Source organism: Undibacterium sp. MH2W, assembly GCF_049340215.1.
Classification (GTDB): domain Bacteria; phylum Pseudomonadota; class Gammaproteobacteria; order Burkholderiales; family Burkholderiaceae_D; genus Undibacterium.
In genome coordinates this window covers 34,022-48,941 of sequence record NZ_JBMPPA010000011.1, presented here as the reverse complement: position 1 = coordinate 48,941, position 14,920 = coordinate 34,022, and the positions used below count along the sequence as shown (strand labels likewise).

The following is a 14,920-nucleotide window of genomic DNA, read 5'->3' as shown; positions in this document are numbered from 1 at the left end:
GTATGTTGCATTTTGTATTTTAAACACGTCGCCATGGATACCATACCTTTACATACTGCAAAGAAAAGTGAGTTTTCCAGCTCGAGTCGCTTGCTCTTGTTGCAGAGTTTGGTGCCCATTGCGACCAATTTGGTCTCGTCGCAAGTGGAGGCATTTTCCTCCCGCTTGACCCAAGCGCTGTTTGTCGTCTCTGACCAGACGGTGCGTCCGGAAGAAGCGGCGAGCAGTTTTTTGGCCTACCAACTGCTCAAGCGTAACCAAACAAGTTTCTATAAAATTCTGACCTCCCAAATTAACGCCATACTCGCCAAAGAAGTCAGTGTCGTTAACACGCGCAAAATAAAATCGTCCCCAGAAACACAGCATATTTCGCTCGTGAGTTTCGAGGAAATGGAAAATAAAGTGTTGACGACGAACCTCAGCAATGCGCTGGAGGTACTGAATGCAGAACAATTGGTGGCATTGAATATTCGCATCGGTCATGTACTACGCCGCACACCGATTAGTGTTGCACAAAATCCCTTCCGTCCAGAATTGTTTGTCTCTGCAGTCATGCAGGCATGGACTGAGTTTGAAACCAGCAAAGAAACGCACCACCTCGTTTTGGGGCTACTTCAGCCCGAACTATTTTTGCATCTTCAAAGCGTGTATCAAGGTCTCAATGATGCGCTGATTGAACGTGGCATTCTGGTGGATATCGAAAGTGCCAAAAAAGACGAAAAAAAACGTTTTACACGCACTAGAGTCAATGATTTACAGGCGCAGGATCCGTATCTGGAAAATAAACTGCGTAATATTTTTTCTTTTTCGCGCGGCACTGGCAATGAAGGGAAAGAAACCTCAATCAATTCGACATATGCGGCGGATCAGGTACGAGATCATGCTGAGGGACGTGCCAATTTGGGTGACACGCATGGTTGGGCTGATTCGCCCCAAGCGACGCAAGGTGGCCGCTCCACTGTCTCCGACACGGTCACCATTGATCGCGCTTTTTTTAATTATTTGACGAACCTGCAAAGGTCGAAGGTGGCGGAGGAGTCATCTGCATCGCCCGTCCATTTGCGGGAGCTTTCTCACAATCCGGTGGCGGGTGAATTAACCCACATCGACCAAAATACCATTGAATTGCTGGCGAGGATTTTTGATTACGTCTTCAATGATCCAAGTATTCCTTCAGAAATAAAAAATCTGATCGGTCAATTGCAAATTCCGACCCTCAAAGTCGCGTTGATGGACAAGGATTTTTTCTTTAAAGAAAGTCACCCAGCCCGTGTCTTGATTGATACGCTAGCCAAATCAAGTGTCTTTTTTGGCAGCGATACGACAGCAGAAGATCCGTTGTTTCAGATGATTGAAGGCATTGTTGAAAAAGTGCAGCAGGACTTTGACCAGCAAATCGATCTTTTTTCTGACGTGGTGGCTGATCTAGAGGCTTTTCTGAAAGAGGAAGAGCAGACCGCAGAGCAGGCCATTATTGAGCCGGTTGCATTGGCGCTGAAGCAAGAAAAAATGCGTCTCGCTCGCGAATTTGCGGAAAATGACGTGGCAATTCGTGTCGAAACGGGTGAGGTGGCTGGATTTTTGGAGGCGTTTTTACAGAACCAATGGATTCGAATTTTAACCATCGCGCACAACGTCAAAGAAGAAAAGCCGAATGCACTTGAAAATGCATTGCGGACGATGGACGATCTCATTTGGAGTCTCAAGCCGAAAAATAGCTCAGAAGAGCGTAAAGAGTTGGTGAGCAAGCTTCCCGCCATGCTTACGTTATTGAATGCATGGCTTAATGCAATTAAATGGGATGAGCCGGAGCGGGTTTTATTTTTCTCAAAACTCGCTGAGCGCCACGCCGCCATTGCGCGCGCACCGCTAGAGTTGTCTCCACGGCGTCAGCTTGAAATCGCCGTTAATATCGCTCAAAGAGCGAGTGAGAAGCGGCTCAATAAACATGCGCAAGATCAGCATGAACAGTTGACTGATGATTGTTTGCACATCGTCGAAAATATGGAGCGTGGTGTCTGGGTCGACTTTACGACGAGTGCTGGTGTAACGACGCGATTTAAATTAGCGTGGGTGAGTCCAAAACGAACCCGGTACATTTTTACGAATCGTCAGGGACATGACTCGTTCTCGATTTCGAGCGAAGAACTTGTTGAACAGTTCAGAAGCGGTAGTGCGGTAGAAATATCAGCAGCGTCAGTCGTTGATCGGGCGCTCATTGAAGCCCTACGCGATCCACCGACCTAACCGGTCGCGAGGCAATAGGCGCGCAAGCAACGTGGTCATTGCTTGCGCCTCCTCTTCCTATTTTGCTATTTCATATCCTTTTTTATCGGTAGTTCGACGGTGACTGTGCTCCCGTTTTGACCTGGAAATCCTTGCAAGGCACTTTCCAATAAATACGGCATTTGAGGTGCGATATTAGGGTTTGACTGCTCAGTACTAACTTTGATCGAGGCGAGCTTCTTATTGCTACTATAGTCGCTGATGTTGATTTCTAACTGATGCAGATAGTAGCGCACCGCGTTGGTATCAATTGGGCCGGGGAAACGCCGTCCATAAAATGGACCGTAACCGAACGGACTGTAGATATAGGCGCTTCGGAAGTGCATGCCCCAATAGGGGTCGTACATCGCAGGGTGCCATGGACCGATAAATTGCAATTCGCTGAGCGTCGTCGCGTATTGCATGCCAATTTTCAGTGCAGGTGTTGCGCCTGGCGCGATCTCTTTAAAGCCTTGTACACCTAGTTCAGCACGTAACTCTTCTTCGTAGAACTTGTATTCGGGATCATTTTCTTGCGCAGGAAGTCGCTCTAGGATGTAGGACTTATCTTGCGTCGTGGATGGCCATTCGTGGAATACACTGACTTGGCTGCTGTAAGTGGTGGCGCATCCGGTCAGCATCATGCTCATGGCCAGAACGGCGGTGCTTAAATAGTGTTTCATTGCAACTCCTTTGTTATTGTTTTCGATAAACGTTATGTCGTTATCCAATAGCGTGCCGGTTTGCTTTTCTTGCTGGCGATCGTTGTTGCCTATTTTCAGGAAGTGAGCGGCATCGCTACACATTGACATGCGGCTGAGAGTGTTTCAGTACGTCAATTGGTATCGAGAACATGATGATAAATCTATTTAATTGGTCATCTGTGTCGGTTTGTAACTCTTTGATCTCAATATACGACAATAGTTCCTATTATTTTTCTGTAATCGTCTCTCTGGGCAGGTGAAATTTAAAAGTTTCAAAAAAATTAATACTTTAAATCAGTAATCTTGCACTGGTTTTATGCTTATCGCTTGTTGACTTGGTAAAATGCAGGTCTGAGCAAGGTTCATGAGACTTTGGTACAGGAGCCGTGATGCGCTAATGATGCGTTGATATTGAGGTATCAACACTGTGCCGCAGTATTTCGCGAGCGTCCTGTGACATTCACTTTTAATAGAGACATTCATCCCATGCGTAACGATATCGCAACGACACCACCAACGATTTTCCGAAAAGATTATGTTGCCCCAGGATTTTGGGTTGACACCGTAGAAATGGGTTTTGATCTGGATTTGCAGGCAACGCATGTCGCAACACGTATTACCATGCGCCGCAATCACGACAGTGCAGAGAAAGACTTAGTTCTGTTTGGCGCGTCCCTGAAGTTGCTGCAACTGCGCATGAACGGCGTTAATTTGAAAAAATCCGCTTACACCATCGATGGTGAAGTGATGCGCATCCCGAATGCCCCAGACGACGTGACGTTGGAAATTGAAACACTGATCAACCCGTTAAAGAACACATCGTTGTCCGGTTTGTATGCATCTAACGGCAACTTTATTACGCAATGTGAAGCCGAAGGCTTCCGCAAAATCACGTGGTTCCCAGATCGTCCGGACGTGATGGCGAAATACACCGTCATGCTGCGCGCCGATAAGAAAAAATTCCCGATTTTATTGGGTAACGGCAATCTGATTGAAGAAGGCGATTTAGGCGATGGTCGCCACTTTGCGAAATGGGAAGATCCATTCAAAAAACCATCCTATTTGTTTGCCTTGGTTGCTGGCAAATTGGTTTGCCAAGAAGAACATTACACCCTGAAATCCGGTCGCTCAGTACTTTTACAAGTCTGGGTGGAAGATGGTAATCTGGATAAAACCCAGCACGCCATGGATTCATTGAAAAACAGTATCCGTTGGGACGAAGAGCGTTTTGGTCTTGAACTCGATCTGGATCGCTTTATGATTGTTGCCACCAGCGACTTTAATATGGGGGCGATGGAAAATAAAGGTCTTAACATCTTTAATACCAAGTACGTCCTCGCCAATTCCCGTATCGCGACCGACGTCGATTATGCTGGTATTGAATCTGTTGTTGGTCACGAATATTTCCATAACTGGACAGGCAATCGCGTTACCTGCCGTGACTGGTTCCAGTTATCGCTGAAAGAAGGATTGACGGTATTCCGCGACCAAGAGTTTTCAGCAGATCTGGTCGGTACACCAACGGGACGCGCTGTGAAGCGTATTGAAGATGTACGCGTGTTGCGCCAAGTCCAATTCTCTGAAGATGCAGGTCCGATGGCGCATCCGGTTCGTCCTGATTCATTTGTCGAGATCAATAACTTTTACACCGTCACGATCTACGAAAAAGGATCTGAAGTGGTGCGGATGTATTACACCTTGCTGGGCCACGATGGCTTCCGTAAAGGGATGGATTTATATTTTGAACGGCATGATGGACAAGCCGTTGAATGTGATGATTTCCGTGCTGCGATGGCAGATTCAAGTGGTCGTGATCTGACGCAGTTTGAGCGCTGGTATAGCCAGTCCGGTACACCGCGAGTGAAGGCGGAAACCGCTTACGATGCCGAGACGCAAGTTTATACATTAACTCTGACACAATCTTGCCCAGCAACGCCAGGACAAGCTGAAAAACTGCCATTCCACATTCCCGTGACTATGGGCTTATTGGATGCCGAAGGCAAAGATATCGCGCTTTATTGCGACGCGTATCCAGCACAGTCCGGCGCGACGACGTTGATTCTTGAATTGACAGAAGCAACGCAGACGTTCACGTTTACAGGTGTTTCTGCACGTCCAGTTCCTTCTTTGCTGCGCAATTTCTCTGCGCCAGTGATCTTGGACATTGAGTACACGGATGAAGAGTTGAGCTTGTTATTGGCTAATGACAGTGATCCATTTAATCGTTGGGAAGCAGGTCAACGTCTCGCGACACGTCGCTTGGTCAAGCTGACGAAAGCAGTGCAAGCAGGTGAGGCTTTAGAGCTTGACACCATGTTTATCGAAGCATTGCGTGCAACACTGATCAATGAAGAGCTCGATCCTTCTTTCCGTGAACTGGTGTTGACATTGCCATCAGAGGCGATGATTGCTGAAGAGTTTGAGATCGTCGATCCGCAAGCAATTCATACAGCGCGTCAGTTTGTCCGCGCAACGTTGACACAGCATTTACGTGCCGAATTATTGACGGCATATGAAGCTAATCTGACGCCAGGTCCTTATTCACCTGACGCCGCGTCGATGGCAAAACGTGCGTTAAAAAATCTCGCATTGTCTTACCTGTGCGCTTGGGCAGACGACAGCACGTTCGCATTGGCGACGACCCAGTTCGACGAAGCTGAAAACATGACTGACCGTTTAGCAGCACTCGCCGCATTGACTAACTTCAATGGTAACGAGGCACAACAAGCTTCTGCAGCGAAGTCGCTGAAGAAATTCTATAAAGAGTTCAAAAAAGAAGCACTGGTCATCGATAAATGGTTCATGTTGCAAGCCACCGCGCACACCACGGACGTTGAGAAGGTCCGCGAGTTAATGACGCACAAAGCTTTTACATTGAGCAATCCGAATCGTGCACGGAGTCTGACATTCAGTTTCTGTAATGCTAATCCTTCCCGTTTCCACGCAGCAGACGGCAGTGGCTATGCATTGTGGGCCGAACTGGTGATTGAGCTCAACAAAATTAATCCACAAGTGGCGGCGCGTTTGGCTCGTAGTTTGGACCGTTGGAAGAAATATCCGCAGCATTTGCAGGACCACATGAAGTTGGCATTAGAAAAAGTCGCAGGAACGAAAAAATTGTCGAAAGACGTTGCGGAAGTCATTGGTAAAGCATTGGCAGCCTAAGTCAGATCATCGCAAGAGGATCGACAGTCATAGAAAAAATTGTGTTTGCGCGTCGGTGTTGCTGGAAAAAGAACGGTTTACTTTTCAACAACGCGACGTGACAAACCATGCGTCATCACTACTTTTAAAAAAGGAACCGTATGAAACGTGTCAGTCTGACCCAGTATTTGGTCGAAGAACAACGTCTGAATAATTCTATCCCCGCAGAGTTGCGCTTATTAATCGAAGTGGTTGCACGTGCATGTAAAACCATCAGCCACGCCGTTGGTAAAGGTGCACTTGGTGAGGTGTTAGGTACAGCGGGTAGCGAAAACGTTCAAGGCGAAGTGCAGAAAAAATTGGACATCTTGTCGAATGAAATTCTGCTTGAAGCGAATGAATGGGGCGGTCATTTGGCAGCGATGGCATCGGAAGAAATGGAAACGATCCATCAGATTCCAAACCGCTATCCCAAAGGCGAATACATGTTGTTGTTCGATCCATTGGATGGCTCTAGTAACATCGACGTTAACGTATCGATCGGTACTATTTTCTCAGTATTGAAGGCACCTGATGGCATGACTGCACCCACCGAGCAAGACTTCTTGCAACCGGGTAGCAAGCAAGTGGCTGCCGGTTATGCGGTTTATGGCCCTCAGACGGTATTGGTACTGACAACAGGTAATGGTGTCAATTGCTTTACGCTCGACCGCGAAATGGGTTCATGGGTGTTGACGCAACGTGGAATGCAGATTCCAGAAGATACCAAAGAATTTGCGATCAATGCATCGAATACACGTCATTGGTATCCGCCAGTCACTCGTTATGTGGAAGAAATGTTGGCTGGTTCAACAGGTCCGCGCGGCAAAGATTTCAATATGCGTTGGATTGCATCGATGGTCGCAGATGTTCATCGTATTCTGAACCGTGGTGGCGTGTTTATGTACCCAGCAGACAAGCGTGAGCCGGATAAGGCAGGTAAGCTGCGTTTGATGTATGAAGCGAATCCGATGTCGTTTATTGTTGAGCAGGCTGGTGGCGCTTCAACCAATGGCAAACAACGTATGCTCGATATCCAGCCAACAGCCTTACATCAACGCGTGGCAGTCTTCCTTGGCTCGAAAAACGAAGTAGAGCGTGTGACGCAATATCACCAAGAGTAATCGATGGGTGACTGCCAGCCATGGCGCGTCATCGTTAGTACCGATAAAAAAACCGCGGATGCCGCGGTTTTTTTATATCAATATCGATACCAATACCAGCATCACATGTCGTGTCACATGTCGTGACGGGCTTCATTCTTATTCATGAACAACAAGCGACCATGGTAGGCTTTATCAATATCGTTCATGGTTTTCTTCATAGCATCGTATTCATTTGGTGCACACCACGCTCTGCTTGAGGTGGAGCGTAATTGACGATGCATTGTATAAGTATTGTTATGCTTTTTATAGACGGTATCAAACGTGATATCGCCTGAAGTGATGTGAACATCTTTTGGTACGTATAAAACTTTGAGTTCAGGGGCGAGTTGGATGTCGATTTCATCTTCGACATCATAAGAAGGGCATCGGAAATCAGAGCTACGATTTTTCTCTGTAAAGCCACGTAAAATCTGCACAGCAGATACCGGACCACTCAGTCCCGCATTAAACCCAAGTGTACTGGCTTCAGGCTGCGAGATATAGTTGGTCACTTGTTCGATATAACGGTAGCTGTTACTTGCAGGATCCTCAGACTTAAGAGGGATCAGTTCTGCTTTACCGTGCATCCCCGTGTTTTCTAGCGTTTTGCGTGCCCAGTCCGCCTCTTTGCCAGGCCCGATTTCATCGAGAAAGGTTTTCACAGCGACGGCGGTGAGACCGTAGCCCGTGATGTCGGTTGTCCGTGTTGCTGAACCGTCGGCGGCCAAGACAATGGTGGCTTTGCGTAGCAGTCTAATGTCATCGGCGACAACCGGTGGTGTCTTCGATAGCGCCGTAAAATTCTTTGTCACTATCACTTCATGGTTGTAATCCATCTCTGGTAACAAACCGAAAGTACTGTGGTCAGATGTTGAGTCTAAAAATAAATGCAGACTTGGGACGTAGTTGATCGCATGGTTGAAATCAAAGACCGGAATTGGCAGCATGCTGTAATTATCGGTGCTGGCGTTAATGAGTACCTGTGAGGCAGGAATACCGCTTGCTTCTAACAATGCTTCGAGAATAGTCGCGTGATCTTTGCAGTCACCGTATCGTTTTTCAAGAATGGTTTTCGTATCATTGGGTACAAAACCGCCATCGCCAATATAGCTCGCGACGTACCGAATATTTTTTCTCACCCAGTCGTAAAGCGCTTTGGCTTTTTCCTTATCCGTCTTCAGTCCTTGCGTTAGTTGTGTTGCGAGTGCGTGAACCTCAGGGGTAACCACCGCCTTTTCCGCTGCGCCCAACTGATATCCATCTGCGATGGCTTTGTAGTCTTTAAAGCTGCTCACCATCACATAAGGCGTCTCACGCCAGGCATTAATCACATTGGAATCGCTAATCCGCGTGTCTGTACTACGATGAGTCCACGTGACGGTGTGGATGCCATTCTCGACTTTGTCCTCTTTTTTCTCGAGTCCATTGCTGGCGACGTGGAGTGGCATGGTCTCGGGATAATGTAAGGTGAACGACGTATCATCCCGAATAACATCATAACCATAGTACTCGGCGTGGGAATCACCTCCGGGTAAATCGAGTTTTAATTGCTTCTGCCGGTAGTGGAGATGAATCGCGTCTCCTGGAGACAATTTAGAAAAAGTGATTTGATAGAGTTTGCGATGGGGATAGGAGATGCCTCCCAACATACCATCTTGCAACTTAATATCGGAGGCAGGTACTTTGATTTTTTCGCCGTTCGCACGAATCGTCTCTGCTTCAATAATCTCTAACTCTTGTTTATCTTGATCAAAACTTAAATACTGCTGTCCAAGACCGTTGGCACCCTGTTGATCAACACCGCGCCAGATATATTCCGCGTCCATGACGCTGGTACTGTCTGCATGCATAGTTAAATCCGTGTGCTGATACAGCGAATGGAAATGTCCCTCGCCCGCAGCATGCGCCATCGTTGGTAAAGAAAGAAGTGCTGCAATACTGAGTGAGATCTGGAGCGCGATGCCGTTTTTGTATGTGAACATGAATGTCGTGTGATGTGCTACGGAACGAAGTGGAAGAGAATGTGGCTTTTTAGTATAGCGATCTTTTATATCAATATCAATAATGCAATTTTATAAGCGGTCATACAAAAAAAGGCTTGTCACTATCGAGTGAGCAAGCCTTTTGATCGTGACGATGAAGCTTATTCCATCATGACGGTATGTAACGCAACAGGACGCCTCACCGCATGCTCAAAACGCCACCAATGCTGTCCGGCTTGTGGTTCTGCAATATCAACAGCTTCTCCCATTTGCGGGGTGCTGATGTTAACGCCATGACGTCGAGCGAGGGCCACGATACGTTCAAATGGTTCATACCAAGCATGTAAGGACAAATCAAACGTCCCATTATGAATTGGTAAAAGGTATTTCCCACCGAGATCCAGATGCGCCTGAAGGGTTTCTTCGGGTTGCATATGGACGTCAGGCCAGAGAGCATTATAGGCACCTGTCTCCATGAGCGTGAGATCAAAAGGCCCAAGACGCTCGCCAATTTCTTTGAATCCTTTGAAGTAACCCGAGTCCCCGCTAAAAAAGATACGTAACTCAGGCGTTAAAATACTCCAGGATGCCCACAACGTTTGATCTCTGTCGTTGAGTTTTCGTCCTGAAAAATGCTGTGCGGGTGTCGCAACGAATCTTATTTGATGAACCGTTGTCTCTTGCCACCACGCTAACTGACGTACTTTTTCTTTCGGAATACCCCATTGAATTAATCGATCACCGACACCGGTCGTTGTCAGGAAATGTTCTGTTTTTTCGGCTAACGCCAGCACCGCTGCACGGTCCAGATGATCATAGTGATCATGCGACAAAATGACGGCTTTGATGTCCGGCAATTCGCTGATGGTAATAGGTGGTTGGTGGAATCGTTTTGGCCCCATCCACTGAAATGGCGATGCTCGTTCAGAAAATACCGGATCGGTGAGGAAAAATGCACCCGCTAATTTCATCAATACGGTTGAATGTCCAAGACGAAACAAGGTCGCATCAGGTGCTGCTAATAATTGGCTTCGAGTCAATTCGTAGACAGGGATACTCCCCGCAGGAACGGTGTGCTTTGGCTTATTGAATAAAAAGACCCAGGCGAGCGAGAGATTTTTCCAGAACCCAGGTTGGCGCATGTGTTTTTGGTTAGTGAACTTTGCGCCGTCTTTTTTCGTCACGAATTGTGCTTCCACCGCTGGCGTCTCAATGGACGATGTCGATGTAGGCGTTGTCGTTGGCAAAATCGTTGGTACTGTCGTCGAATTCATGGTTGCTCATTCCGTAGTACGAAGTGGTTCGATAGTCGGTCTTTCATCACGTGATCAACGCTTTGAGAAAGACATGGTGACGGCGTGACGTGCTCACATGCTTTTGCGCATACTACAGCGAGATGAATATTGTTGCTGATGGGGAGGGCGTTAATAACACCTTCATTCCATAAGTACACTACACAGTGTAGTTTTAAAATCCTTAAAAGTAAACTACTTAGTGTAAAATATTCAATCGTTACCGACATTTCTTATTGGCTTTACACTATGAATCATCCTCAGCGACAGACGGATCGCAAACGTGAAGCGATTGTACAAGCTGCAATTGACGAGTTTCGTCTGAATGGATTCGAAGCCACTAGTATGGATAAGATTGCGGCGACGGCCGCGGTGTCCAAACGTACCGTGTATAACCATTTCGCAAGCAAAGAAGAATTGTTTGGCGCAATTCTCTTACAGCTCTGGCACAGCGCAGCCACGCAAGATGCACTGACATACACGCCAGAGAGCTCGTTGCAAACACAACTCGAATCCTATTTGAGAAAAAAAATGACGATGCTGTCAGATCACAATTTTCTGGATCTTTCTCGTGTCGCCGTCGCTGCAACGATTCATTCTCCCGACAGAGCGAGAGATATCGTTGAGAAACTCAGCAAAAACGAACAAAGCATTGTGACGTGGATAAAGAGTGCGCAACAAGATGGCAAACTCCGTCCCGAAGATCCGCTATTGATGGCCGATATGTTGCAGGGACAATTAAAATCGATCGCCTTCTGGCCACAGGTTGCAATGGGACAGCCCGTTTTGACGACGACGCAACAAGAGGTCTTGGTTCGCACGACAGCGAGTATGTTTTTAGGGTATTACGCAGTAGCTCAGTGAGGAAGAAAACCTCAACTTATGTGTGCTAGTTCTAACTTCATCGGACATGAATTGTCAGATGGGTTTGAATTTCGAAAGGGCGCTATCGGTCAGGAGCAGTCATCCATTTGCACCTACAAATTGATATTGCTTTGCTAATTTTTATATGCAAGCATATGCCATCACCTCTCTGCCAATAAAAAATCAATGAAAATATTATCGAGCCTCTTTGTCGTTGGCCTTCTTCTTTCTGGGTGCTCCGAACGGGAAGCGCCGGCTTCCGTAAGCAAAGGAACAGCGTCAGTTGCGTCATCAATCGAACATGAAACGGGTCGCAATAAATATTTGGCGTTTGTGCATGCGATGTCCGTGGAGACAGACCAGGACGGGGTTAAGGCACTTTTTGACAAGATTATCGACAACTGCACCAACGACAAAGTATTTGAATGCACGTTGCTCGAGTCGAAGCTGACTTCTGGTCACTACCCTACGGGAAATATAAAAATTCGTGCCAAGCGGGAAGGCATAAAGAACTTGGTTAGCGTCGTCTCTTCAGGTGGCAAGATTCTCGAAAAAACCACGAATGTTGAAGATTTGGCGCGCCCAATAGTCGAGAGCAATAAGAGAATTGATATGCTGCAGCAGTATCAGAAGCGGCTCTTGGAACTGGAGCACCGACCAAACAATGACGTTGATTCGTTAATCAAGCTTTCGAAGGAGCTCGCTTCAACACAATCTGAGCTTGAGCAGGCCTCCGGTGAAAATGCAAGGCTACTTGCACGAGTTAATATGGATATATTGCAGATTTCCATCAGAACAGACGCGAATCATTCATTCTGGCCACAAATCACAGAATCGGCCTCCGCATTCACTGGAAATTTATCGAGCGGAATTTCAAGTACGATTACCGGCCTTGCCTATATTTTGCCTTGGCTCTTTGTTGTCTGTATCTTTGGTTTCATTGGCAGGAAAGTTTGGCGCAAAAGAAAATCGCCATAGTCAAAACTTGGGGCTTCTGACCTAGAGAGGTCGAACGCCAATTTTAAAAGATGTAAGCCGGACACAAGTAGCCATTCAATAAGCGGCGAACTTATTAAACCTCAGGGTTACTTTTATGCGACAAGCTTTGCTCTCTCGAATGGAAAACATCTTAAATTACGCTGGGACCAACTATACGGTTTTCCTTCGCTCCTACACCACGGATGTCGTCGGCGCCCACTCAATCCAAGGAATAGTACGGCGCATGATAGGCGATGAAGCAGTCATTGATAACGTTCGTGACGTGGATTTTCCCGAGATTGACCTTGAACTGCGAGAATCAATCGGGTACCTAGGGGATGATAGTGCTGGTCCAGGCGCTGCAACGCTTGTGTCGACTAATTTTCAAAGCTTGCTTGAAGAAATATGCGAAGATGCCAAGTCTAAAAGCCTCCGCAGTATCGGGTTAAAGGCATTTCGCTTCAAGGACGGGCACCCCGCCTATCCTGTCTTTTGGGATTTTGCATTTCTTTTTGTAGGGAACCGAGAATGCGAGTTATTGGTTGGCTCAAGCTCGGACTGATGATATTCGCGCTGAAAATTTAAGTCAGTTTGCAGTCGGCGTCTGTTGGCCAAAAGCAGACAAATTACGGCTCTGGCTAATCTTTTTTTGATGGTGATTGGATAAATGTAAATCGCTACCAATTATGGTTTAGGACGGATAAATTCGACATCATCGAAGGCGAAGATGCCGAAACTAATCCATTTCGCTTCGGCAAGCAGTTGGCAGAATGGCTCCGTGAACAGCTTATTTCTAAGGGCTACTCCCCTGAAGAAGTAATTCCTGAAGACTGGGGTTGGTGCATCACGTGTTCGCGCGCACCATTTATGCTTTGGATCGGTTGTGGCAATGTAGTCGATGAAATTGCTGCTATTCCAGAGAGTCCAATTCCTAGAGGTAAGGATGTAGTCTGGACTTGCTATGTGGTTGCAGAACAATCGATTTTCAGTAAGCTGTTCAAGCGAAGTGACACCGAAAAAGCGGTTCACCAATTATTTGAGCAGATACGGTCGTCACTTGCTGCAAATTCTAGTATTACTTTTGTTGAAGAACCATGATTCGTATCCCTACACGATTTCGGTAATAGTGAGTTCCATTTCGGCCAATTGCCGACGTAACGTTTTGCTACTCATATATGGAATTTAAATAAACAAAATAATATGAAGATTGAGGAAATTGAGCAGTGTTTAACCCAGTCGGATGCCTTTAAGAACAAGGATTTAAAGGCACTATTTGCTCTCGCAATTGAAAACTATGTTGCTTACCGGATTGATTTCACTAACGAATTGTCTGGTGGAGATAGACTTCTTTTTCAGTGGGGTACTTGCGACTGGGGCAAGGGAAAATTTTTTGAAATTGATCTTACGCGGCAAGTCATGTTCGATATTCAAGAGCCCGACGACCAATCGGACAGCATGCAACAGCTGAGAGTGACTTTTACTTATTCATGCAATGAAGAAACTGAAAATCTTGGAGAGGGTAACAGATGGTGCGCATCACCTTCGACAATTGGTGAATTTAGAGACTTTCTAAATGCAACGGGTGCAACCTTATGGGGAAATGATCACACACCTCAGGATTTAAAAGTTAATTTGGGGTACATCTAGTCTAGCGTGTCATCTTTGCAGCTTAAAAGGGCATGTTGCGATCAATTGCAGCCGCCCATGTTATATTGATAATTTTTGATATACAACGCTTTAGGCCATATGCAAATTCAACCGTTCCCTTGGAAGTCACTTTTACTGGCTCCTTTCGCTAGCGTTCCTGCCTTGGCGATTGCCGGCTTGGGAAGTTCCGATGCGGGCGCTGCATCAGACTTTGGTTGGGGAGTTTTCTTTGGGCTGCTGCTGGCGGTTCCAGCTTCCTTTGTGGGTATGCTGCTTATCGGTGTCCCGATTTTCTTGATTTTGCGACCTTACAGGTACGCGCTCATGCTGGCTACTTGTGCCGCTGGCTTTGCTATACCGTTTCTCATGTTTTTCGGAGATGCACCTTTAAGAACAACTTGTGGGGCAATTGCGTCAGGCGTCGCTGTGGCTGCAGCTGCATATTTTTTACGTCCACGTAATGCCTAACTACGTAACCAAACAGACGGCTCATGCGTTGTGCGTGGCAGCCGCCGAGTATCGCAAACGTTAAAATGTTGGCAGAAGCCGGCCAAAAGCAGACGCCTATTACAGGAATCCAGAATGAGATACATCGATGTAAAGTGGTTGCACGAAAATCGAAACTACCCAATTCGGTTAGTGTCTGAGATTGGCTTGGATGGTTATGAGATTCGAAAACTGGAATTCTTCAGAGATGGGCGTTGTGGCTTTGCGTGCGAATCTGGAGCAACTCTTGGCGTTGAGCTTGGTTCCGCTCCAACACCAACGCTTGATAACATAAATGCGATTGGTGAATTTGAGGGCGTTGAAATAAGCGAAGCGGATTTCGAAGCATTGTGGGTGACAGTGGTGCGATAAAT

At 46.7% G+C, this 14,920-nt stretch carries 13 protein-coding genes; 10 read left to right on the top strand and 3 right to left on the bottom strand.

Annotated elements, in window-relative coordinates; genetic code table 11:
- Nucleotides 1-33 precede the first annotated feature (33 nt).
- The gene (locus ACO0K2_RS18615) at nucleotides 34-2,247 is read left to right on the top strand and encodes a DUF1631 family protein (protein WP_423021562.1); all 2,214 of its coding nucleotides are present in this window, start codon (nucleotides 34-36) and stop codon (nucleotides 2,245-2,247) included.
- Between the two features lie 65 nt (nucleotides 2,248-2,312).
- On the opposite strand, the gene ACO0K2_RS18610 is transcribed toward ACO0K2_RS18615, so the two are convergent.
- On the bottom strand, nucleotides 2,313-2,948 hold the full coding sequence (locus ACO0K2_RS18610; RefSeq protein ID WP_423021561.1) for a DUF4136 domain-containing protein: 636 nt from the start codon (nucleotides 2,946-2,948) through the stop codon (nucleotides 2,313-2,315).
- 507 nt (nucleotides 2,949-3,455) lie between these two features.
- Between ACO0K2_RS18610 and pepN the strand changes: the two genes are divergently transcribed.
- Nucleotides 3,456-6,134, top strand: a complete 2,679-nt coding sequence (gene pepN / locus ACO0K2_RS18605; protein ID WP_423021560.1) for an aminopeptidase N — start codon at nucleotides 3,456-3,458, stop codon at nucleotides 6,132-6,134.
- A 140-nt stretch (nucleotides 6,135-6,274) separates the two neighbouring features.
- The gene (locus ACO0K2_RS18600) at nucleotides 6,275-7,276 is read left to right on the top strand and encodes a class 1 fructose-bisphosphatase (RefSeq protein ID WP_423021559.1); all 1,002 of its coding nucleotides are present in this window, start codon (nucleotides 6,275-6,277) and stop codon (nucleotides 7,274-7,276) included.
- 113 nt (nucleotides 7,277-7,389) lie between these two features.
- Here ACO0K2_RS18600 and ACO0K2_RS18595 read toward each other — a convergent pair whose 3' ends face one another.
- Both ACO0K2_RS18595 and ACO0K2_RS18590 read right to left on the bottom strand, forming a co-directional pair.
- Complete coding sequence (locus tag ACO0K2_RS18595) at nucleotides 7,390-9,279, bottom strand: DUF3857 domain-containing transglutaminase family protein (RefSeq protein ID WP_423021558.1); 1,890 nt, start codon at nucleotides 9,277-9,279, stop codon at nucleotides 7,390-7,392.
- Between the two features lie 161 nt (nucleotides 9,280-9,440).
- Nucleotides 9,441-10,553 carry an MBL fold metallo-hydrolase gene (locus tag ACO0K2_RS18590; protein ID WP_423021557.1) on the bottom strand — a complete coding sequence of 371 codons (1,113 nt, stop codon included), beginning with the start codon at nucleotides 10,551-10,553 and terminating at the stop codon, nucleotides 9,441-9,443.
- Nucleotides 10,554-10,820: 267 nt separating this feature from the next.
- Between ACO0K2_RS18590 and ACO0K2_RS18585 the strand changes: the two genes are divergently transcribed.
- From ACO0K2_RS18585 to ACO0K2_RS18555, 7 genes are all read left to right on the top strand, one after another.
- Nucleotides 10,821-11,435: a TetR/AcrR family transcriptional regulator gene (locus tag ACO0K2_RS18585; protein WP_423021556.1), complete on the top strand. Its 615-nt coding sequence runs from the start codon at nucleotides 10,821-10,823 to the stop codon at nucleotides 11,433-11,435.
- 186 nt (nucleotides 11,436-11,621) lie between these two features.
- Nucleotides 11,622-12,413, top strand: coding sequence for a DUF4349 domain-containing protein (locus ACO0K2_RS18580; protein WP_423021555.1), 792 nt, complete (start codon nucleotides 11,622-11,624; stop codon nucleotides 12,411-12,413).
- 139 nt (nucleotides 12,414-12,552) lie between these two features.
- Nucleotides 12,553-12,975: a hypothetical protein gene (locus ACO0K2_RS18575; protein WP_423021554.1), complete on the top strand. Its 423-nt coding sequence runs from the start codon at nucleotides 12,553-12,555 to the stop codon at nucleotides 12,973-12,975.
- A gap of 200 nt (nucleotides 12,976-13,175) precedes the next feature.
- Nucleotides 13,176-13,511, top strand: a complete 336-nt coding sequence (locus tag ACO0K2_RS18570; protein ID WP_423021553.1) for a hypothetical protein — start codon at nucleotides 13,176-13,178, stop codon at nucleotides 13,509-13,511.
- A 102-nt stretch (nucleotides 13,512-13,613) separates the two neighbouring features.
- Nucleotides 13,614-14,060, top strand: coding sequence for a hypothetical protein (locus ACO0K2_RS18565; protein ID WP_423021552.1), 447 nt, complete (start codon nucleotides 13,614-13,616; stop codon nucleotides 14,058-14,060).
- A 99-nt stretch (nucleotides 14,061-14,159) separates the two neighbouring features.
- Nucleotides 14,160-14,528, top strand: a complete 369-nt coding sequence (locus ACO0K2_RS18560; RefSeq protein ID WP_423021551.1) for a hypothetical protein — start codon at nucleotides 14,160-14,162, stop codon at nucleotides 14,526-14,528.
- 114 nt (nucleotides 14,529-14,642) lie between these two features.
- Nucleotides 14,643-14,918 carry a DUF6881 domain-containing protein gene (locus ACO0K2_RS18555; RefSeq protein WP_423021550.1) on the top strand — a complete coding sequence of 92 codons (276 nt, stop codon included), beginning with the start codon at nucleotides 14,643-14,645 and terminating at the stop codon, nucleotides 14,916-14,918.
- Nucleotides 14,919-14,920 lie beyond the last annotated feature (2 nt).